The 21,859-nt window shown below is 60.1% G+C and carries 13 protein-coding genes; 4 read left to right on the plus strand and 9 right to left on the minus strand.

Features of this window, described 5'->3' with window-relative positions; translation table 11 throughout:
- A partial coding sequence (locus TU73_RS27250) for an integrase core domain-containing protein (RefSeq protein ID WP_156421191.1) occupies nt 1-479 on the plus strand: 479 nt, incomplete at its 5' end.
- Between the two features lie 351 nt (nt 480-830).
- Here TU73_RS27250 and TU73_RS27255 read toward each other — a convergent pair.
- Together TU73_RS27255 and xthA are read right to left on the minus strand one after the other, a co-directional pair.
- Nucleotides 831-2,162 carry a substrate-binding domain-containing protein gene (locus TU73_RS27255; RefSeq protein ID WP_057014757.1) on the minus strand — a complete coding sequence of 444 codons (1,332 nt, stop codon included), beginning with the start codon at nt 2,160-2,162 and terminating at the stop codon, nt 831-833.
- A 136-nt stretch (nt 2,163-2,298) separates the two neighbouring features.
- A complete protein-coding gene (gene xthA, locus TU73_RS27260; RefSeq protein ID WP_057014758.1) occupies nt 2,299-3,111 on the minus strand; it encodes an exodeoxyribonuclease III in 813 nt (270 codons plus the stop codon).
- Nucleotides 3,112-3,278: 167 nt separating this feature from the next.
- Between xthA and TU73_RS27265 the strand changes: the two genes are divergently transcribed.
- The 3 genes from TU73_RS27265 to TU73_RS27275 all read left to right on the plus strand — a co-directional run bounded on the left by TU73_RS27265 (nt 3,279) and on the right by TU73_RS27275 (nt 9,406).
- Nucleotides 3,279-3,929 carry a GNAT family N-acetyltransferase gene (locus tag TU73_RS27265; RefSeq protein ID WP_046068680.1) on the plus strand — a complete coding sequence of 217 codons (651 nt, stop codon included), beginning with the start codon at nt 3,279-3,281 and terminating at the stop codon, nt 3,927-3,929.
- 63 nt (nt 3,930-3,992) lie between these two features.
- Nucleotides 3,993-5,720, plus strand: a complete 1,728-nt coding sequence (locus TU73_RS27270) for an autotransporter assembly complex protein TamA (protein ID WP_057014759.1) — start codon at nt 3,993-3,995, stop codon at nt 5,718-5,720.
- A complete protein-coding gene (locus TU73_RS27275; RefSeq protein WP_057014760.1) occupies nt 5,717-9,406 on the plus strand; it encodes a translocation/assembly module TamB domain-containing protein in 3,690 nt (1,229 codons plus the stop codon). The genes TU73_RS27270 and TU73_RS27275 overlap by 4 nt, the downstream gene beginning before the upstream one ends.
- 441 nt (nt 9,407-9,847) lie before the next feature.
- Here the strand turns inward: TU73_RS27275 and TU73_RS27280 are convergent, their stop codons facing one another.
- From TU73_RS27280 to TU73_RS27310, 7 genes are all read right to left on the minus strand, one after another.
- Entirely contained in the window at nt 9,848-12,328 is a 2,481-nt protein-coding gene (locus tag TU73_RS27280) for a fimbria/pilus outer membrane usher protein (RefSeq protein ID WP_057014761.1), read from the minus strand.
- Nucleotides 12,329-12,413: 85 nt separating this feature from the next.
- Nucleotides 12,414-13,163: a fimbrial biogenesis chaperone gene (locus TU73_RS27285; RefSeq protein WP_057014776.1), complete on the minus strand. Its 750-nt coding sequence runs from the start codon at nt 13,161-13,163 to the stop codon at nt 12,414-12,416.
- A gap of 73 nt (nt 13,164-13,236) precedes the next feature.
- Nucleotides 13,237-13,824, minus strand: coding sequence for a fimbrial protein (locus tag TU73_RS27290; protein ID WP_057014762.1), 588 nt, complete (start codon nt 13,822-13,824; stop codon nt 13,237-13,239).
- Between the two features lie 108 nt (nt 13,825-13,932).
- Nucleotides 13,933-14,580 (minus strand): response regulator, encoded by a 648-nt coding sequence (locus TU73_RS27295; protein ID WP_057014763.1) that lies wholly within the window; start codon nt 14,578-14,580, stop codon nt 13,933-13,935.
- 22 nt (nt 14,581-14,602) lie between these two features.
- Nucleotides 14,603-17,758 carry an ATP-binding protein gene (locus TU73_RS27300; RefSeq protein WP_057014764.1) on the minus strand — a complete coding sequence of 1,052 codons (3,156 nt, stop codon included), beginning with the start codon at nt 17,756-17,758 and terminating at the stop codon, nt 14,603-14,605.
- Nucleotides 17,759-17,819: 61 nt separating this feature from the next.
- Nucleotides 17,820-19,007, minus strand: coding sequence for a response regulator cyclic di-GMP phosphodiesterase PvrR (gene pvrR, locus TU73_RS27305; RefSeq protein ID WP_057014765.1), 1,188 nt, complete (start codon nt 19,005-19,007; stop codon nt 17,820-17,822).
- Nucleotides 18,994-21,816: an ATP-binding protein gene (locus TU73_RS27310; RefSeq protein WP_057014766.1), complete on the minus strand. Its 2,823-nt coding sequence runs from the start codon at nt 21,814-21,816 to the stop codon at nt 18,994-18,996. Before TU73_RS27310 ends, pvrR begins: the two co-directional genes overlap by 14 nt.
- Nucleotides 21,817-21,859: the final 43 nt, after the last annotated feature.

Below are 21,859 nucleotides of genomic sequence, written 5' to 3' on the forward strand. Positions count from 1 at the left end.
GCGTGATCAATGAGAAGTGCCTGCGTGAGCCCTTGGTGTTGCACTCTGATAACGGAGCGCCAATGAAATCGGTGACGCTGTTAAGCAAAATGTATGAGCTGGGCATCACGCCTTCTCGCGGTCGTCCACGCGTAAGCAATGACAACCCGTACTCGGAATCACTGTTTAGGACACTGAAGTACTGCCCGCAATGGCCCTTGGAAGGCTTCGCCAGCTTGGACGCTGCGCGGACTTGGGTGAGGGATTTTATGCGGTGGTACAACAGCGAACACCGGCACAGCCGGATCCGCTTCGTCACCCCATCAGAGCGCCATGGAGGGAAAGATCATCAGATCCTGGCACTGCGCCATGAGCTGTATGAGCGGGAGCGCCGGAAAAGACCTGAACGGTGGTCAGGACAAACACGTAACTGGGAACCGGTAGGAACGGTGCTGCTGAATCCAGATCGGGAACAGCAGACCGAACAAAAAGCGGCATAGCAGAACGGTTGACGCGACAACTACCTTGAAAAACGCCGGGTGGGGCAAGAGCCTTTTGGTTACTTTTGGGCTCTTTTCAAAAGTGACCCGCTGTAAAAGCGGAACCAATAGCAGCCATTACCGCAGGAACGGATATGTACGCGGTCTGACCCGAGATCCTGGTCGGCTTTAAGGCCGCCTTCGCAGGCAAGCCAGCTCCCACATTTGGATCGCGGTGCGTCAGCTCGATCAGCGTCGGCTGTCAGTCCGTCACGGGAGCAAGCTCCCTCGCCACAGGTCCAGCGTCGCCCCAAAGTTGTGTAGATACCTATGCCCCGATGAGGCCAGTCCAAACACCTCAAACTCCAAGGGTCAGTACACCCAGACCTCCACCCGCCGATTCTTGATGCGCCCCTCATCCGCCGTATTCGCCGCCACCGGCATCTGCGCACCAAACCCGCGGATATCCTTGAGCACCACGCCGCTCTTGACCAGCTCCCGGCGCACCGCCATGGCCCTCAACTTGGACAATAATGCTGCACGTTGCGGGTCATTCTTGGCATCGCCAAACCCCACCAGGGTTACCTGCTTATCGAGCTTGCCATGGCTTCGTATATAAGCCACCACCCGCTGCAGATCCTGGCGCGCCTTGTTGTCGAGGCTGGCGCTACCTTCCTCGAAACGAAAATTCACGCTCAAGCGCTGGGCGTCACGGGCGAGGGCCTGGTAGTCGTCGGGCATTGACGGGCGTGGCGCCACGCCAATCGCCTGCACCTGTTGGGCGATAAAACCATTGGCGGCGACTAGTGCCTGGCCCTTGCTGCCTTGGGTGAAGTCCACCAGCGCCTTGGCCCACGGGTTGCGGGAAGAGGGTGGCAGGTAAAAGAACAGTCGCCGTGACAGCGGGTAATCCTCGGTGGCAATCAAGCTGGTCAAGGGCAACATCGGTTGTGAGTCGCCGTCGACAATCGCCACTGCCTTGGCCTGGCGTACATAGGGTAAACCGATAAAACCGATGCCCTGGGGGTCATGACTGACCGCATCGGACAGCGCCTCGCTGGACTCGAAACGCTGTGCGGTCCCGACAAGCGGTTTGCCGCGTCGGCTCAACACCAATTCCTTGAAGGTGTCGTAGGTGCCGGACTGATCATCCCGGGCGTAGACATGAATGGCCCCGCCAATGCCGCCCAGCGCTTCCCAGGTGCTGACCTCGCCGTTGAAGATCTGCGCCAGTTGCTCGGTGTTCAGCGTATTGAGTGGATTGTGCGGGTTGAGGATGATTGCCAGGCCATCGATGGCGATCACCTGTTCGGCTTCGGGGCTTTTCAGGTCACCCAGGGATTCGAGGTCTACCAGCTCGCTGTCCTTGATCGGGCGGGACGCTGCGGCGAGGTCGGCACGGTTGTTTTTCAGCGCGGCAAAACCGGTGCTGGAACCATGGGCAGCCACTTCGATGGTCACGGTCCCGCCTTGGCGCGTCTTGCCAACCACCCGTTGTTCGTTTGCCCCGTCACCCGGTTCGCTGTGTACACCCAGCAGGCCTTGATGCTCCATCAGACCCTTGACCAACGCCGGGCCGAGTGCCGCCCCGATGGTATTGGAACCCTGGATGCGCAGCGCTGGGCCTTGGTCGGGGACAGGAAGGGGAGCGGCCACGGCGGGCAGGCAAATCGCAAAGCACAGGAACAGAACGCGCAGCTTCATGCCGGCACCTTCTCAAGCCAAAGGGAGTGCCGCGAGATTAAGTCAGTTGGATTGCAGCAATGTGACTGACACTCAGCCGGTCAAATGTGGGAGGGGGCTTGCTCCCTCCCACATTTGACCGAGTGCAATCGGGGAGTCAGCTCAGTTCCAACCAGATCGGCGCATGGTCCGACGGCTTTTCCAGCCCGCGCAAATCGTAATCCACCCCGGCATCCTTGATCCGGGGTACCAAGCCGGTGGACGCCATGATCACATCGATGCGCAGCCCACGCTTGGGCTCGTCCTCAAACCCCCGGCTGCGGTAATCGAACCAGCTGAAGCGGTCGGTCACGTCCGGGTTGAGATGGCGGAAGCTGTCCACCAGGCCCCAGTTCTTCAGGCGTTCCATCCACTCGCGTTCTTCCGGCAGGAAGCTGCACTTGCCGGTTTTCAGCCAGCGCTTGGCGTTGTCGGCGCCGATGCCGATGTCGCAGTCCTGCGGGGAAATGTTCACGTCGCCCATCACCACCAGCGCCTGGTCATTGCTGAACTGGCTTTCCAGCAGGTGCTGCAAGTCTGCGTAGAAGCGCTGCTTGGCTGGGAACTTGGTCGGATGGTCGCGGCTTTCACCCTGGGGGAAGTAGCCGTTCATGATGGTCACCGGGTGGCCGTTTTCATCGGCGAAGGTGCCCCAGATAAAACGCCGCTGGGCGTCCTCTTCATCGCTGGCAAAACCTTTGTGCACGCTCAGGGCTTCTTTGCGCGAGAGCAGGGCCACACCGTAGTGGCCTTTCTGCCCGTGGTAATACACGTGATACCCCAGGGCCTGCACTTCGGCCAGGGGGAACTGGTCATCGTGGACTTTGGTTTCCTGCAGGCCGATCACGTCCGGTTGATGCTTTTCAATCAGCGCCGCCAGCTGATGAGGGCGAGCACGCAGCCCGTTGATATTGAAGGAGACGATTTTCATGGTCGGCAGTCCAGTCTGGCAAAAGGGCGATGCTAGCCGACAAGTCCGACGGGGGCCAGCGTGGCGATCGGGCGAATGCGCTGCTACTGTCTGGGAACGACTGGAGCTGCACAGGTTCGTACCCATAAGAACGCCATGTTTGAGTGGCGCCCAGGAGATTGACTGTTATGCCAGACACTTCGACGGCCATTGCCGACATCCGCCTGCTCAATAGCGGTTACTCCCGCGAGGCGCGATCCCTGCTTTACCAGGCGTATCGCCATGAGCCGACCTTCGCCTACATCTTCGAAGCAGAGCGGCCGGGTTATGAGCAACGGGTACGCGCCACCGTGCGCGAACTGGTCAAGCAGCACTTCTTCCAGAAGCTTCCCGCCATCGGCCTGTTCGTCAACGACCGGCTGATCGGCATCGCCCTGATTGCACCGCCCCAGCGGCGCCTGGGCATCACCGAGAGTTGGGCCTGGCAGATCCGCATGTGGCTGAGTACCGGCGTGCGCGGGACACGGCGTTACCTGGAATACCATCAGGCGGTCCTGGCGTGCCTGCCCAGCGAGTCGGTGCATGTACTGCCACTGCTGGGTATTCACCCACAGTTCCAGGGCAAGCACTTCGGTGAGCAACTACTGGAAGCCGTACACAATTGGTGCGCCGACGACCCGCATTCCTCCGGAGTGGTGCTCGATACCGGCAATTCCCGCTACCTGGATTTCTACAAGCGCCAAGGCTATGAGGAGATCGGCGAAGTCGCCGTAGGCCCAGTGCTGGAACATGTGTTTTTCCATCCCAATCCCCAGGCGTTACATGCTGCAACGGCTTAGACAGAATTATTCAGACAAATCCGGGTTCAAAGACTCTCCCCAGCTCGTGTAGCATCCGCGCCTATGAAGTTTCCAGGAAGATTTACCAGCGGCTTGGTTCTGCTGTTCACAAGCTGCGGCGCATTCGCGCAAAGCGAACTGGACGTGCGGATCAAACCCTCAAACGACGCGTTGAAAGCCAACATCGAAGGCTATATCGGCGGGGTGGGCGATCGTGATGAAGAAGCCTTGCTGCGGTTCAGCCGCGGCGCCGAGGAGCAGGCGCGTAAAGCAGCCCAGGCCCTGGGCTACTATCAGCCACGGATCGCCAGTGATGTCAGGGGCGGGAAGAACCCGCGCCTGACGCTCACCATCGACCCCGGCGAACCGGTGCATCTGCGCGACGTGACCATTCGGGTCGATGGCCAGGCCGCGAGCCTCAAGGCTTTTCGCGTGCCTGCCAGCGACGATCTCAAATCCGGCGCGGTGCTCAACCACGGCCATTACGAAGACGCCAAGCGCCTGATCCAGAACCAGGCCTCGCGCTACGGGTTTTTCAGCGGGCGCTTCACTAGCCAGAAGCTCGCGGTTGACCCTCAAGCCGGCGTGGCCGATATCGAACTCATTTACGACAGCGGCCCGCGCTACAGCATGGGCAAGGTCAGCTTCAGCGGCGACACGCCTTTTGATGAAGAGCTGTTGCAGCGCATGGTGCCGTTCAAGCCCGGCACGCCCTATGACTCCGAACTGGTCGCCGAACTCAACCAGAACCTGCAAGCCAGCGGCTTTTTTGAAGGCGTGCGCGTCGACGCCAGCCCTACCGCCGCAACCGATGACGTGATCCCGGTCGCGGTGCAACTGGACACCCGCAAGCCTCGCACCATGGGTCTGGGCCTGGGTTATTCCACCGACGTCGGCCCACGGGGCAAAGCCAACTGGACACGGCATTGGGTCAACCCCCAGGGCCATAGTTATGGTTGGGAAGCCGAATTGTCGGCGCCGCGGCAGAACGTCGGGCTGTGGTACGACATCCCGCTTGATCCGCCGCTCACTGACAAATTGCGCTTTGCCGGCGGCTATCAGAATGAAGAGATTGCCAACACCGACACCTTGAGCAAGCTGCTCACCATCGGCCCGGAATGGCACAGCAAATTGCCCAGCGGTTGGACGCGGGTGATTTCCCTCAAGTACCAGCGCGAAGAATACCGCCTGGGCAATGACTCGGGCTTGAGCAACCTGGTGATGCCGGGCGTGAGTTATTCCTACCTGCGCAGCGACAACCGCATCGACCCGCACCATGGTTACCGCCTGATGTTCGACACCAAGGTTGCCAAGGAGGGGCTGGGGTCCGACACCAATCTGCTTTACGGCACGGCCACCGTCAAAGGCCTGACCACCTTGTGGGACAACCACCGCTTCCTGGGCCGTGCGCAATTTGGCGGCAGTGCCACCAATGGCTACAAATCCGTGCCGCCGTCGCTGCGCTTCTTTGCCGGTGGCGACCAGAGCGTGCGCGGCTACGAGTACCAGACCCTGTCGCCCGAGAACGACCGAGGCGACCGCATCGGCGGCCGCTATATGGTGGCCTTGAGCGCTGAATATCAATATTCCATCACCGACAAATGGCGCATCGCGACCTTTGTCGACCAGGGCAACTCCTTCAATAACCTGGACTTCCCCAGCCTGAAAACCGGTGTGGGCGTTGGTGTGCGCTGGGTCTCGCCAGTCGGGCCGATTCGCCTTGACCTTGCCCATGCCCTCGAAGATCCGGGCGGCGTTCGATTGCACTTTTCCATGGGGCCTGAGCTGTGATACGTGGTTTGAAAATAGCCGGGCTGGTGCTGGTCGCCATCCTCGCTTTGCTGTTGTTGGCGCTATGGTCGGTGCTGGGTACCCAGGCGGGCAGTCGCTGGGCCCTGGGCCAGGTGCCGGGCTTGAGCGTGGAGAATTTCCACGGCCACCTGGGTGGGCAGTGGAGCGCCGATCATCTGCTGTGGCAGCAGGATGGCAGCCGTGTGGAACTGAAGGCGCCGAAGTTTGACTGGTCGCCCGGCTGCCTGCTGCGCATGACCCTGTGCATCAATCGACTGGATGTGGAACAGGTCAGTCTGGAGTTCGCCCCCAGTGCCGAAGAAAGTGACAGCGGGCCGATCCAACTCCCCGACCTGAATCTGCCGGTTTCTCTGCAGTTGGGCGATGTTCGCATCGGCAGCCTGCTGTTCAACGGCAATGAAGAACTCAAGGGCCTGCAACTGGCAGCACACTGGACGGCTGCCGGCCTGCGTATCGATTCGGTGCACTTGCAGCGCGACGACCTGGTGCTGGACCTTGCCGGCCTGCTGCAACCCACTGGCGATTGGCCGCTCAAAGCCAGCGGCAACCTGAGCCTGCCCTACGCCCCGGGCGGCGCGCCCTGGACCGTTGCGCTCAAGCTCGACGGCGACCTGCTCAAGACCCTCAAACTCGACGCCGACAGCAGCGGCTACCTTCCGGCCAAGCTCAGCGGCGAACTGCAACCCTTGGTGGAAAACCTGCCGGCTCAGTTGCACATCACTTCCGAAGCGTTCAAACCCAGCGCTGACCTGCCCGACACCCTGCAACTCAACCAACTGGACCTGAGTGCCAAGGGCGACCTGAAAAGCGGCTACCAGTTAGTAGGCAAAGCCGTTTTGCCGGCGGAAAAAGGCCCGGTGGATTTGCTGCTGCAAGGCAAGGTCGATGCCAAGGGCGCGCAGATCGCCGGCCTGGACCTGAATGCCGGCGACAAGCAAAGCCTCAAACTCAGTGCCAACCTGGACTGGCAACAAGGTTTCAGTGCTGACGCAAAAATCGACTGGCTGGACTTCCCCTGGCATCGCCTGTATCCCACGATCGACGAGCCGCAAGTGGCGTTGCGCACCTTCAACGGTGAAATCTCTTATAAAGACGGCAATTACCTGGGCAATCTCAAGGCCGACCTTGACGGCCCGGCGGGTAAATTCAATCTGGTTACGCCCTTCAGTGGCGACCTCAAGCAAGTCTTCCTGCCCGAATTGAAGCTGACCGCCGGCCAAGGCAAGGCCGAAGGCCACCTGAACCTGCAATTTGCCGACGGGATTGCCTGGGATACGGCGCTGGATCTGTCGGCCCTGAACCCGGCGTACTGGGTGGCCGAATTACCCGGTACCCTGGCCGGGCCGCTGCGCAGCAAGGGCGAGTTCAAGAATGAACAACTCAAGCTCAACGCCGACCTCGACCTCAAGGGCCGCCTGCGTGGGCAGACGGCGGTGCTGGCGGCCAAGGCCGAAGGTGGTGGGGAACAATGGACCCTCGCCAACCTGGACATCCGCCTGGGCGATAACCGCATCAACGGCAGCGGCAGCCTGCAACAGCGTCTGGCCGGGCAGATCGACATTAAGCTGACGCGCCTGGCCCAGCTCTGGCCGCAACTGCGCGGGCAAGTCAACGGGCGTGTCGAGGTGGCCGGTACCTTGAAAGCCCCTCAAGGCAAGCTCGACCTCAAGGGTCAGCAACTGGCCTTTGCCGACAACCGTCTGCAAAGCCTCAACCTGGACGCCAACCTCGATAGCGCCCAGCGCGCCAGGCTCGACCTCAAGGCCAGCGGTATCCAGGCTGGCGAAACCCAGGTCGGCAACCTCACTGCCAGCGCCCAGGGCGATATCAAGAACCAGAAAGTCCAGTTGGACCTCGTCGGCCCCCTGGTCAAGCTGGCCCTGGCGCTGGACGGCAATCTCGACAAAGGCAACTGGCGCGGGCGCCTGGCCAGTGGCGACGTGCAAGCCGGTGGCCAGGACTGGCGGCTGCAAGCCCCGGCAAAAATCGAGCGCCTGGCCGATGGCAAGCTGACCTTCGGCGCGCACTGCTGGGTCTCCGGCCCCGCCAGCCTGTGTGGCGAAGACCAGCGCCTGATGCCCGAGCCGAAGCTGCGCTACCACCTCAAGCAATTCCCCATCGATAGCCTCGCGGCCTTTTTGCCGAAGGACTTCGCCTGGCAGGGCAAGCTCAACGCCGATGTACAACTCGATTTGCCGCAGAGCGGCCCCAAAGGCGTAGTTTCGGTGGATGCCAGCGGCGGCACCCTGCGTGTGCGCGACAAGGGCCAGTGGTTGGACTTCCCCTACAACACCCTGAAACTGGAAACCACCCTCAACCCCAAGCGCATCGACACCCAGCTCAACTTCCATGGCGGCAAGCTCGGCGAATTGCTGTTGCAGGCGCAGATTAACCCGCTGCCGAGCAACAAGCCGATTACCGGCAATTTCAGCCTCACGGGCCTGGACCTCACCGTGGCGCGGCCCTTTGTGCCGATGGTGGAAACACTCAACGGCAAGCTCAACGGCAGTGGCCGCATCTCCGGCGGTTTGCTCGCGCCCCTGGTCAACGGCAACCTCAACCTTGTGGACGGTGAGGTCTCCGGGCCAGAACTGCCCATCAGCCTCGAGGGCCTGAACCTGCAGGCGCAGATCGCTGGCGAAAGCGTGCAGCTCAACGGTGGCTGGCACAGCGGCAAGGCCGGGCAGGGCAGTCTCAAGGGCCAGATCGACTGGGGCCGCGCCCTGGTGGTCGACCTCAGCCTCAAAGGCTCGCAACTGCCGGTCACCGTGGAGCCCTACGCCAAGCTGGAAGTGGCGCCCGACCTGAAGATCAGCCTCAAGGACGACAAACTGGCGATTGCCGGCAAGGTCCATATCCCCCGTGGCGATATCACCGTGCGGGAACTGCCGCCGTCGACGGTCAAGGTGTCCGACGACACCGTGATCATCGGCAGCCAGACCGAAGAGGGCAAACCGCCGATGGCCATGGCCATGGATATCGACGTGGAGGTGGGCGAAGACCAGCTCAACTTCGCCGGCTTCGGCCTCACCGCCAAGGTCCAGGGCCATGTGCATATCGGCGACAACATGGACACCCGTGGCGAGCTGTGGCTCAACGACGGCCGCTACCGCGCCTACGGCCAGCGCCTCAACGTGCGCCGTGCGCGACTGCTGTTCGCCGGGCCGCTGGACCAACCGTTCCTGGACATTGAAGCCGTGCGTGTGGTGGTCGAATCGTCCCGCACTGTGACCGCCGGTATTCGCCTGAGTGGCAGCGCCGAACAACCCACCACCCAGATCTTCTCCGAGCCGGCCATGGCCCAGGAAGATGCGCTGTCGTACCTGGTACTGGGGCGTTCGCGCACCAACACCGGTGAAGACAACAACATGCTCGCCGAAGCCGCCCTGGGCCTGGGCTTGATGGGCAGTGCCGGCGTGACTTCGGATATTGCCAATAAGCTGGGGATTCAGGATTTTGATCTGGACACTCAAGGTACTGGCAACAGTACTGCGGTGGTGGCGAGCGGCAAGATCAACGAGAAGCTCAGCCTACGTTACGGGGTAGGGGTGTTCGAACCGGCTAACACCATCGCCTTGCGTTATTTGCTGAGCAAGAAGGTGTACCTGGAAGTAGCGACGGGTGTGGCCAGCTCCCTGGATATCTTTTACAAGCGCGATTTCTGACCGGTACGCTGTAAAAAATGTGGGAGGGGGATTGCCCGCGAAGGCGGCGTGTCAGTCATTGAATCTGTAACTGAACCACCGCTATCGCAGGCAAGCCAGCTCCCACACTGGTTATGGAATACCCACAGAATCAGCGCCGGGCGCAAATCCCTGTGTGCGGGCTTGCCCTAATGCCAGTCAGTTAAGGTTTTTTTGTAGGAGCGAGCTTGCTCGCGAAAAGCCCACAGGCGCCGCGTTCATTCAGCAAACACGCGTTATCGTTGGCGTTTTTCGCGAGCAAGCTCGCTCCTACAGAAGGCGATGACCGCTTAACTGACTGGCATTAGGGCTTGCCCGCGAAGGCGGTGTGCCAGTCATTGAATCTGTAACTGAACCACCGCATTCGCAGGCAAGCCAGCTCCCACATTTTGTTCTTTATGCATCAGTTAAATAGCTGCCCCTCTAAGGACGGCAACTCAACTCCATCCGCTCATAGTTCAACGCCTTGTTGCGCTCCGGCAATGCATAAGGCGCCTCACATCGCTGGTCTTGCCAAGTGATCGCCAAGGTGCCGGTGTCGGACTCAACCAACGCCAGGGCCTTGCCGCTAGGGTCGGCAATTGCGATCTGCTTGCCCGCACTGTCTTCCAGCGCCGCACCAAACGGGATCGGTCGATGCTGGGCGTCGAACAGCGCAAACTGCACACGTCGCCCGGTCTTGCTGGCATAGCGCGCCAACACTACCGCTCCGCGTCGCGGCACCACTTGCTGGGTGGCGTTGTCGATCTCGATATCGGTGCCCAGGTCACGGGTGTCCAGGCTGATCCAGTTGACGCGATAAGGCTGCGCGTTAGGCACCACGGCAAAGCCGTTGCTGCCGGTCTTGGCGCCGGAAAAGCTGCCGATTTTCGCCCCTTCCACACCCTCCACCTGCGCCAGCGCGAAGGTCTCGCCCACGGTTTGCCCCAAGTTGATCCCGCCCGCATGCCCCACCACGGAACCTGACAGGTTGAGGTTCTGCGAGTTATACCCGCGCCCCTGGCTGTAACCGGCACTGATATCCATCACCGAGGTGCGTGTGCTGAGGTTGGCCGAGCCGGTGCTGCCGCCGGTGCTGCTGTTACCGCCTTGCACCGAGTAATAGGTGTCGCTGTCTTCGGACAGGTAGCCGTTGATGCCCACTTGGGTGGTGTCGCTGGCTTTCTGCGTGCTGGCGGAGACAAACGCCCGTGGCGCGCGGGGTTTTGAGCCCAATGGGAAGGACAGCGACAGGTTGACCAGGGTGTCGTTGTTGGCCGGTCCATAGTTGCCGACATCCTTGGTGTAAGTCGCGCCAAGGTTGTAGCTCACCTCACCCCAATAGTTGCTGTAGCCCGCCGACAGGCTCTGCGATCCCCCACGCCCCCAGTAGCGCTGGTCACTGGCGTTCACATAAATGCTGCCATATTGCTGGTTGAGGCCAAGGCTCTGGTTGATGGTCAGGTCGGTACGGGTTTTCGAGTTGCCGGTGCGCTTCTCGCCTTCATGGCTCAGTTCCTCGACGTGATCGCTGAGGGTGCGGTAACCCTCGGTCGAATAGCGATAAGCGGCGAGGGTGAAGCTGGTGTCGGTGCCGGTAAATGTCTTGGCATACAAGGCCCGCACGCTATTGCCCGTGACCGCCTGGCCAAAGGTGCGACTGACCGAATGGGTCACGTCCAGGGACACCGCACCAATGGCGGTATTGCGGCCGGCGCCGATGGACATCGCCTGGAAGTTCTCCGTGGCCTGCGCGCCGATGATCCCGGACAGGTTGCTGCTGATGCCGTAGGCCAGGGTGCTGCTGACGAACTGCGGTGACTTCTGGTCATCGCTGTTGCTGTTGTACTGCCCGGCCGACACGCTGTATTTGAGCTGGCCCTGACGCACCATGATCGGCAGGCTGGAAAACGCCTGCACCGTGACCCGGCGGCGGCCATCGGCTTCGATGATCGTCACTTCCAGGTCGCCGTTGGAGCCGCTGGGGTAGATGTCACTGATCTCGAACGGGCCCGGTGGCACGTTGGCGGTGTAGAGGATGTAGTTATTCTGACGAATCTCCACGGTCGCGCTGGACTGGGCGATACCGCGAATGATCGGCGCATAGCCGCGCTCGCTGTCGGCGCGCATGCCGTCGTCGGAGGCCAGTTTCAAACCGCGATAGCGCACGCTGTCGAACAGGTCGGCGTCGGAGAAAATATCCCCGGCGCTGAACTGGCCCTTTAACGCCGTCACGTCATGCTGCAGGTAGCTGCGGTTGCTTTTGAACGTATTGGGGCGCCCGGTGCTGCTGCTGAAGTTCGATTCGTTGCGCAATCGCCAGCCGCCCAGGTTGATGCCGTTGCGCAGGCCGATGTTGTTGGAGAGCGTGGTTTCACCCTGGTTGCTGTTGCGGCTGCTGCTCAGCTGGTAGTTGATGAACGCGGCGGGCACACCATCGTCCCACAAGGCCGGGTCTACATACCCCCGGCGGCCGCGCTCCATGGCGCTCTGGGGCACGCTGACCAGCAAGCGCAGGCGTGGCACGTCGTAGCGCACGCTGGCCTGGTCGATCAAGGCGGGCAGGTTGATGCAGGCGTTGGGATCATCGCCAACGAGTTTGCCGGCAGCTTGCAGCCTGGCGATATCGACGCCCAATTGCTGCACCATTTCAAGGGTCAGGCAGGCCTCGGTTTTGCCGGTGGCCGGGTTATGACGAAAGTCGATATCGCGCCGGCCCACCAGGGTGTCGTTGCCGTAAAGGTCAACCCGATAATTGCCGGGCAACACACTGCTACTGGCGAGCAATGCTTGCACATCAACCGCAGAAGCTGCGCCCTGCAGGAACGAGGTATTGAATTGTTCTTCGCCGTCGGCCAGGCAGGCGCTGCTGAAGATCAGGGCGACCGACAGCGGCGCCAATCCATCGTACTTGAATACAAACATGCAGGAACCCTATATCACCTCCGATACGAACTAACGGAGCGAAGATAAATACAGTGAAAGTTCGACCGCTGAATAAACGGGCGTATTAAGGCGTGTCTTTTATTGCACTGGCCTGCACGGCGGCCGAGTAGGAAAGTTGCGCGCTATAACTGTCCTGGGCACCGTAGTCGTTAATACTGCGAAATAACAAACTTGGTGTCTGGTTCGACGTGAAATGTTTGAGGGGGAACTCTTTTTGCTCACCCGGCGCAATCATCAACGAGTCGAATGGCTGTTCGCTGAGGGCACCCGATTTCAGCGTGATTTCGGCAATGGACACGTGATACATGCCAGGATTATTCACCACCAGCATACTTTTGCCGCCACGCTCAACCAGGCGCCATTTCAATGTCGCGGGTGCCAAGTAGGCCTCGGCTTTGAGCCCGGCAGGACGGAAGAACACCTTGATGCGTTGGCGTACGGCGAGCTGCAAGGTGTTCTGAGTCTTTGACGCCTTGGGGATTTCCTGCACGTTGAGCCACATCACCGACTCGCGGTCGGCCGGCATACCCGTTCCCTCATAGATCACCCGCAACAGTTGCTGCTCGTCGTTGCTCACCCGTACCAAGGGCGGGGTGACGGCAAAGGGGACCGAGGTGGCATCGCTGCCATCGGCGTCGATCCAGGACTGGATCAGCACGTCCTCACCGCTGTTGCGCACGGTGATACCGGCTTCCTTGTGCCTGCCATCGAACACCAGGCGTGTGCTGCTCAACGAAATACCGGCGGTGGCCTGGCTGGCCATCAGCAGGCCCAACAGGCCCACGCAGAAGGACAATGATTGACGATAAAACATGATGGCTACCGCGCAAATGAATGAATGTGCAGGGCCGTTCAGGCCCTGCACGGACCCGTAATGCTCGTGCGGGTTATTCGTATTGCAGGGTGAACGGCAGGGTCGCGTCGCCACGACCGGCCACGGCCAGTTTCGGATCGGCGGTGGTGACGTAAGCCGCGGAGAATTTCAGCGAGGCGTTGCTGTCCTGCAGGTTGCTTTCAATCTTCGCGGTGGTTGGCGATTTCAGGTCGATCAGCGCGCCATTGGCGTCCAGCAAGGCGATACCGATATTCTTGGCGGCGCCCAGGCCGTCGATGACTTTCAGCACGCCCGTGCCGGTCACAAGGCCAGTGCCTTTGCCAGTGGTCGGTTCGAAGATCATGGCCACCTTGGTACCGGCGTTGCAGTTGATCTTCATCTCGAAGTTCTCGGCGCTCAGCGTGCCGCTGCCTTTTGGCGCGGTGGCGGTGCCCATGTCCTTGATCGACACTTCACCCATGTTCACCGAAATGGTCTTGTTGGCGGCGGCGCCTTCAACGGAGCAGGCATCGTTGTTAATGGTGCCGGTGAAGTTGATGGTGCCGCTGCCGGCTTTGGTCGGAACAGCATCGGCTGCCAAGGCATTGCCTGCGGCGGCGAAAATCGACAGGGCCAGAAGTGCTCGGGAGAAAGATTTCATGTTGCTTTCCATTATTGGGGGTGAAGCAACACAATAGAGCGCCGGCGCTTAGTGGGAAATCAGACGATCCTTAGAATCAGGTAACTCCAGTAGTGTCGGGCAAATTTATTAGTTGAACAAGTTGCGCTCTATGCAGTAAGCCAGTAAGTCCTGGTCACTGTTTACTTCAAGTTTTCGCATCGCAGATACTTTCTGAGTACTGATGGTCTTGGCACTTCTGTTCAGCCCGCGCGCAATCTCGTTGACACTTTGCCCCGAGATAAACAAACGCAGAATCTCGTGCTCTTTAGGCGATAATCGGGTGAATCGTTCGTCAAGGTCAGCCCCGTCGTTTATCACCGATACCGGCTGTAGCACGTTGTGGTGAACCGGTTTGCCTCGGGCGATGGCCTTGAGCGCGGCCTGGATTTCATCGTGCAATTGGTGTTTCTGGATCACGGCCAGCACCCCCAACTCTTGCAGGCGCGTCAGGATCAAGGGGTTGGAGATCATCGTCAGCACCACGATCCGCACCTCGGGAAAGTGCCGTGTCAGGTATTCCACCAACTTGAGGCCGTCACCGTAGGGCGAATCGCCGGGCATGTTGAAGTCGGTGATCACCAGGTCCACCGGCGTGGACTCCAGCAGCGCGACCAGTTCATTCGAACAGACAGCATCGCCCACCACCCTGAAGCGTGTATCACGCTCGATCAGTTCGCGCACGCCCACCAGTACGATGGGGTGATCATCGGCAATGACGACGTTGAGGGTATCCATGGGTTGATTTTCCAGAGTGAATTTATTCAAGGGTATCGAGCAACGTATTCAATCGAGCCAGGTGCTGGCGCACTTCCAGATCCAAAGCGGGCGTGACGGCCATGCCGGTCAGGCGGCATTCGAGCTCGATAAACGCAATGGCCATCGCTTTGAGCTGCACTGAGCCCAGGGCCCCGGCGATGCTGTGCAGTTGCTGCGCCACCTCATTGGCATTGGCACACGCCAACGCTGCCAGTGTGGTGTGGACATCCTGGCGTACAGTGGTGACAAACAGCTCGCGCATGGTGGGCGACAACGCATGCGGTTCGACCACCGCGGGCAGGGCGACTTGGCAATGTTTTTCCAATTGAGCGCGCAAGGTCGCCAGGCTCAGCGGCTTGACCAGCCACGCATTCATGCCGACAGCGGCACAGCGTTCGCCTTCTTCGCGCAGAGCGTTGGCGGTGATCCCGATGATCGGCAGCGTTTTGTCCTGCTGGCGCAGGGCTTGGGCCAACTGATACCCGTTCATCAACGGCATATTGACGTCGGTGAGTACCAGGTCGAAGCGGCCCGGCTGCCACTGCACCAGTGCCTCTTCGCCGTTGGTGGCGGCGACCACCGAGCAGCCCAGGGCTTGCAGTTGTTCCTTGATGATTGCCAGGTTGATTGCGTTATCTTCGACGACCAGTACCTTGAGGTCCAAACGGCGGTTTTTTTCCGGTACTTCTGGCGGGCCTTCAGCGCGGCTGCCGTGATGCGCCAGGTAAACCGCCCAGGCAATTGCGCGCACATCGTCGACATCGACGAGCCAGTCGGTCTGCGATAGCTGCGCAGGGTTGGGCCCGCCCGCAGTGGCAATGATTCGCGGGTTGGGCCACGGCTGGCGTTGGGCTGCGGGCGACAGGTCCACCAGCAGCGCGGTAGATGGCTCAGCCCGGAAGGCATGACAGTCGAGGCCCAGGCGATTGAGCCAGTCGATAAGATGCTGCGCCTGTTCAGGAACGGGCGCACGCACATACACAGCCGGTGCATCAGGCGTGAACGCCGGGCAATCGGCGAGGTTGCCCGGTACGGTTTCCAGCGCCAGTTGCAGACTGAAACTGCTGCCCAGGCCGGGCTCGCTGACCACGTTCAACTGGCCGTGCATCAACTCACACAGCCATTTGCAGATCGCCAGGCCCAGGCCTGCACCGGCCTGGCTGGTCGCATCGTTGACCTGATAAAACGGATCGAACAGTTGCTGTTGCTGCGCCTTGGAAATCCCCACGCCCGAATCACTGACCTGCCATTGCACATCAGCGTTTTCCAACACCCGCACCCGCAGTACGACACGGCCGTTATCGGTGAATTTGATCGCGTTGCTCACCAGGTTGTTAAGAATCTGGCGAATCCGCAACGGGTCACCACGCAGGCGATCCGGCAGTGTGACATCGATGCTGGCATACAGCTGCAACCCCTTGGCCCGGGCAAAGGCACTGTAGGTGCGCACCACGTCTTCGGTCAGTTCCAGCGGGCAGAAGTCCTGGAGTTCCAGTGTCATTTGCCCGGCTTCGATCTTGGACACGTCCAGCACATCGCTGATCAGCTGGAACAAGGTGGCGGATGAGCGTTGAATGGTTTGCAGGTAATTCTGTTGACGGGGGGCGAGGTTAGTCAGCCCCAGCAGTTCGAGGGTACCCAACACACCGTACAGCGGCGTACGGATTTCATGGCTCATGGTGGCGAGGAAGCGGGACTTGGCCCGGTTTGCCGAGTCGGCGGTGTGGCGGGCCTCTTCAAGGGCCGCGGCGTCTTCGATGTGTCGGGTCACGTCATGGAAAGCGCAGAGCCAGGCGTCCTGGCCTTGATAGCGGGTGTTGATAAACGCGATATGCAGATGGCGGCCATCAATTTCCAGATCGGCATGGCCGGCTTCGGAGAGGTCGTAGTGCTGGCGCAAGGTGCTGATCAGGCGGGTGGTGCCTTGCCATGCCAGCGCGCGTTGATTCTCCAGTAACACCTGATGGTCGCGGCGGCGTATTACACACAGGCCCGTTGGGGCTGTATCAATCACGGCACGGCTGAATGCCTCGCTTTCGGTGATGCTGGCGTGGGCCTGTTGGGCGGGCAACACCACCTGGGTTTTGTACCAGCGGCTAAAGGCACGGCCAGCCCCAAGCCCTGCAAGTACCAGTGCGAACAGGCACAGCAGTGGCCAGAAAGCTGAGTCCAGGAAACTTTTGAAGCCAATGACGTAGATTGCCGTCCAGTGCTGCTCGCCACGGCTGGTCAATTTGAACACCAGGCCGTCACGGGTGAGGTTCATGCCCTCCTGCAATCGTTGGTCAGGTTTCAGGGCTCCAGCCAGCACTTCGCCGGATGGAGCGATTAGCGTGAAGTGGTCGAAGATCGACCATCGCATCAAGCGCTCAATGTTATTGACCTGCGAGGGATTGAGCAGTGACGCTACCAGCACATGGGGGCTTGCGCCCTGGATATGCAGGCGTGCCGGGGCCAGTTCAATGTGGATATAAGCCAGCAATGTCGGGGTGCTCGCCATATTCGTGGGGTCGCTGTAGGCTTTCCAGTGCACTTGGCCGTCTAGCGGATGCTGAGGGTCGGCATGCAGCCGCGCTTCTACCTGGCGTACCACGTCGGCAAAAAAACCGCCCTGTACCTGCCCATCACCACGCAGATGGCCGGCGGCAGGCACTGAAATATTGAAGTTGTCTGGCCCGTTGAACAATAAAACCTGAGGTGACTGGTAGTGCGAGGCAGACCAGAAGGCGCTGTAGTACGCGGCCAGGTGCGCTGCCAGATCAAACACCTTCGCCTGTTGGCTGGCAGCCAAGCGCTTGGGGTTGAGTTTTACACTGTAGGGCAGGGAAAAGCTGAATTCGCGCCCCTCGTAGACATCCGGCCCTTGCTCGGGCAACGCCTTGAGGGCGGGTGGCACAGAGATTGACGCAGGTAGCAGTTCGCCCTGGGCGCTTTGCTGTGACAGGTTGGCGAGAAATACTTGCTGCTCACCAATGTTTTCCATCAACCGGGCAAAATGAAAGTGTGTAGTGTCGCTCTGTTCGCCGACCATGCGGTTTACACCCAGGTAACTCACCCCCAGCAACACCAGCACCAGGGCGCCGAGCACGATCAAGCCCTTGTTAAGGCGCAGAGAGCTGCTGGTCAGTTTCTCCAGGAACGCATTGGGGTGGTTCATTACGCGACCTGGCGGACGGGAAGGGGGGTATGCTCGGACACAATGACCTCTGAACAAAGACTCAATAGGTGCTTGCCGGGCCGTCCTGGTTCAGCAGTTGCTGGAACTGGTCTGAGGACACCGCATGGGAAATCAGGAAGCCCTGGACCTGAGTGCAGTTGATCTTACGCAACAGCGCAAGTTCTTGCGCGGTTTCCACACCTTCGGCCACCACGGTCAAACCCAGTTGCCGCCCCAGGGCCACAATGCTGGTCAACGCCTGCGCCAGCTCCTCGTTGTCATTGCAGCCTTGCACCAGCGCCCGGTCGATCTTGAGCTCGGTGAAGGGCGTCGAGACCAGGTTCATGTACGAGCTGTAGCCTTTGCCAAAGTCATCCTGGGACAGGCCGAAACCTTTGATGCGCAAACGGCATGCGCCAGCGTAGAAGTTACTGATGTCCTTGGGCACTGAGCATTCCATCAACTCGAAGCAAATTCGTCCAGGAATGCCTTGATGTTGCAAGACGAATGCAAGGATGCGATCAGCCAAGTCGTAGCTGTTGAGCAAATGGGTGGGCAAATTGATTGATACCGGGATGTCATAACCTTGTAGCCGCCAGCGTGCCTGGGCAGCGATGGCCTGTTCCAGTACACGCCATAATAAGCGTTCCTCCAAGCCGTAGGCCCTGAGTGCGGGCAGGAACGAGCCCGGCAACAATACGCCATAGTCCGGGTGGATCCAGCGTATCAAGGCTTCGGCGGCGACAATGCGTGCGTTGATCAGGGCTTTCTTGGGTTGAAACCACGCCTGCAACTGGCCGTTGTCCAGGGCTTCAAGCAGGGCCTGGTGTTCAATGTCCGGGGCGGTGGCGGGTAATACTACCTGGCGCAGGTCCAGCAGTTGCTCGGTCAGGCTACGCAGGGCTGCAAGGTTCACCGGCTTGGAAATCAACCCGATGACATTCACCTGCAGGTTGCTCGCCACCAGGCTCGCGCTCATCAGCATGCGTCGGGACGCAGCACTCATGATCGCCAGGGCCGGTTTGGCACGCAGCGTGGCCAGGCCCTGGATAAACTGCACGCCGTCCATGCCGGGCATCATCAGGTCGGTGAGCACCAGGTCGAAATTGCGCCTGCGCAAACAGCTCAGTGCTTCCTCGCCATCGCGCGCCGACTCCAGGTCGAAGTCCCCCAGTTCGCCGAACAGATGCTGCAGGTACTGATGTTGAAAGGGGTGGTCTTCGACGATCAAAATGCTACAGCGATTCATGGGTGGCTCGTTCATAGGGAGCCAGTTCATTGAACAAGGCTCGCAGGGTAAAGGGTTTGACGAGGCAATGATTCATGCCTGCCGCCACGCACAAGGCGGCTTCGCCACGCATGGCGTTGGCGGTGGCGCCGATGATCGGTACGGTGCAGCCCAGGCGCCGCAGTTCCCGGGCCAGGACATAGCCGTTGAGCTTAGGCATATTGACGTCGCTGAGGACGATATCGAACGTCCCCTCGTGCCAGCGAGACAACGCCTCTTTGCCGTTCGACGTCAGTTCCACGGTGCAGCCCAGCTCCTCCAATTGATCGCGCAGGATCAGCTGGTTGATAGCGTTGTCTTCGGCCACCAGTATATGCAGCTTTAATTTACGCAGATCGCGTTGCTCATTCACAGGCTCAGGCAATGCAACCCATACACCTTGGGCCTGGCTAACTGCTTGATGAAGGGCATGCAGGTCATTGAGGTTGACCTTCCAGCCTCCCAGCATGATCTGCGGTACATTGCACCCGTCGCTGGTGGCCAGCACCAGCGGCCCGGCCCAATCTGGTGCCAGGCGTTGTTCAAGCGGGCCGGGATGCAGCTCAATCAGTACACAGGCCGTGGGCAGGTCGAGAGAGGATGGGTGACCGATCAATGGGTGTGCGCCCCAGCGTCGCAGCCAACCGCTGATGATTTCGGCCAACTCGCGAACCGGTGAAAGCACCAGAACGACTTCCGGGAGCAAGCTTGTCATGGTCGTGGGCAGCGCTTCTTTGACGCACTCGACCAACGGCAGGGCCAGGGTAAAACTGCTTCCCAGGCCCGGCTCACTCACCATGCGCAGGCTGCCATTCATCAGTTGGGTCAAACGCAGGCAAATCGGCAGGCCAAGGCCGGTTCCCGCCACTACGTTGGGGTTGCCCTGAGTCTGGTAAAAGGGCTCGAAAATGCACGGCTGCTCTTCGCACGCGATGCCTTTGCCGGTATCCGAGACTTGCCATTGCACACTGGCGCGCTCGCCATCACGGCTTAACAGCGTGGCTCGCACCACGACCCGCCCGGAGTCGGTGAACTTGATGGCATTGCTCAACAGGTTATTGAGCACCTGGCGGATCCGGCTGATGTCGCCAATCATCCGGTCCGGCATCTGCGGCTCGATGCAGGCGTAGAGCTGCAACCCTTTGCTTTGAGCCGCCGCTGCATAGACGTGGACCACTTCCTGCACCAGGGCGAAGGTGGAGAACTCACCCAGTTCCAGGGCCAGTTGCCCGGCCTCGATCTTGGATACGTCCAGCACGTCGCAGATCAACTGCAATAAAGTGGATGACGAGCCTTCTATCGCCTTCAGATAGTTTTTCTGCTGTGCATCCAGACGGGTACGTCCCAGCAGTTCCAAGGTGCCGAGTACACCATACAGCGGTGTGCGGATTTCATGGCTCATGGTGGCCAGAAACAAGGTCTTGGCTTCATTGGCGCTGTCGGCCAGCCGGCGCGCCTGTTCCAGCGCTGCTTCGATCTGGGTGCGGGTACTGATGTCGCTGAAGGCACATAACAACACGTCCTCGCCTTTGTAGCGGGTGGGCGCGCAGCTCAGGTACAGGTGGCGGCCATCGGCGGTTTCAAAGTAATCGGTAAAAGTCGGTTCGTGGGCATCGAAGGCTTGGCGGATCCAGCCGGGGCACAGCTGTTCGCGTTCGCCACTCTGGCCGAGCCATTGATGGGACAAGGTGTTTTCCAGTACCACCTGGCCGTCGGTGCGGCGTAATACACACAAGGCCACGGGCGCGGTCTGGATCACGTCACGGCTGAACAGCTCGCTTTCCACCAAGGCCTGGATACGCTGCACCGCGGGTGTAATGAAACGGTGTTCAATGCGGTGTATCAGCAACCACACCAGACTGATACCGAACACGCAGAACACCAGCGTCCCGGCCAATTGCGGCCACAGGGATACGAGAACCGCGCGCAGGTCGATGGAGTAAGCCAGTTGCCAGTCCGACGACTTCAATTGTTTGCGCAACACCAGTTGTTCGGGCAGCCATCCCGCGCCGACAAAACCAAAGAAATCCTGCTGCTGCAGGCCTGGCAGGTTGTGGCTGAACTGCGGCTTGGTGCTGTTGCTGAACAAGGGCATGCCCTGGGAGTTGAACATGGTGAACTCCCCGGCGCTGTGATCGTTCAGTGTGTTGGCAACTTCCCGGTCGTCAATTTCCAAGCCTAGCCAACCCGAATTCATATCGCGCTCATCCAGGCGAATGAAAATGTACAGCTGCGAATGGCCCTCGGTGTTCTGGGTCAGCCATAGCTCCTGCAAGGCCGGACGAGTCTCCTGCTGAAGCCGCTTTAACTGTTCGAGCATACCCGCTGGGAACGCGCGGATCGTTGGCGTGGCGTTGTAAAGGCGCACCACTTTGGCTTGGGCATCGCTGGCCACGTAAATCAGATTGAGTTGCCTGGCCTTCAAATAGTCGCGCATGCGCTGGGTCAGCCAGATACTCCACTGCTTGCCGGGGCGCGTGCCCAACAGCAAATACACTTCCTCTGCGGACACGGCGCCATCGGCGCTTTTGTAGCGCCGTGTAGCTGACAGGCTGAGGCTTTCCAGCAGCGCTTCGCGGGTGGTGAAAAAAGTGTGGGCTTCGGCAATGGCGCTGCTCATATAGCTGCGCCGCTGGGAGATCTCGGTGTTGAAGGTGAACAGCAGAAAGCTGTAAGCCCCACCGATGATACCCACCAGCAGCACCAGCGCAAAAAAATGCAACAAGCGGCGGGCGGCGTTCGGGGTAGACAGGATCGGGCTGATCTGATGGAGGTAGGTCTTCAATCGCATGTGGGCACTTTAGGTGGGCCAGCGCGCGGGGAGAATCAGACGA

Origin of the sequence: Pseudomonas libanensis, from assembly GCF_001439685.1 — a bacterium.
Lineage (GTDB): Bacteria > Pseudomonadota > Gammaproteobacteria > Pseudomonadales > Pseudomonadaceae > Aquipseudomonas > Aquipseudomonas libanensis.

Excerpts from the sequence above, each read along its gene's own strand:
- TU73_RS27255 (WP_057014757.1), bottom strand. The coding sequence starts at position 2,162 with ATGAAGCTGCGCGTTCTGTTCCTGTGCTTTGCGATTTGCCTGCCCGCC.
- TU73_RS27265 (WP_046068680.1), top strand. The coding sequence starts at position 3,279 with ATGCCAGACACTTCGACGGCCATTGCCGACATCCGCCTGCTCAATAGC.
- TU73_RS27300 (WP_057014764.1), bottom strand. The coding sequence starts at position 17,758 with ATGAACCACCCCAATGCGTTCCTGGAGAAACTGACCAGCAGCTCTCTG.
- TU73_RS27310 (WP_057014766.1), bottom strand. The coding sequence starts at position 21,816 with ATGCGATTGAAGACCTACCTCCATCAGATCAGCCCGATCCTGTCTACC.
- TU73_RS27280 (WP_057014761.1), bottom strand. The coding sequence starts at position 12,328 with ATGTTTGTATTCAAGTACGATGGATTGGCGCCGCTGTCGGTCGCCCTG.
- xthA (WP_057014758.1), bottom strand. The coding sequence starts at position 3,111 with ATGAAAATCGTCTCCTTCAATATCAACGGGCTGCGTGCTCGCCCTCAT.
- TU73_RS27290 (WP_057014762.1), bottom strand. The coding sequence starts at position 13,824 with ATGAAATCTTTCTCCCGAGCACTTCTGGCCCTGTCGATTTTCGCCGCC.
- TU73_RS27295 (WP_057014763.1), bottom strand. The coding sequence starts at position 14,580 with ATGGATACCCTCAACGTCGTCATTGCCGATGATCACCCCATCGTACTG.
- TU73_RS27285 (WP_057014776.1), bottom strand. The coding sequence starts at position 13,163 with ATGTTTTATCGTCAATCATTGTCCTTCTGCGTGGGCCTGTTGGGCCTG.
- TU73_RS27270 (WP_057014759.1), top strand. The coding sequence starts at position 3,993 with ATGAAGTTTCCAGGAAGATTTACCAGCGGCTTGGTTCTGCTGTTCACA.
- pvrR (WP_057014765.1), bottom strand. The coding sequence starts at position 19,007 with ATGAATCGCTGTAGCATTTTGATCGTCGAAGACCACCCCTTTCAACAT.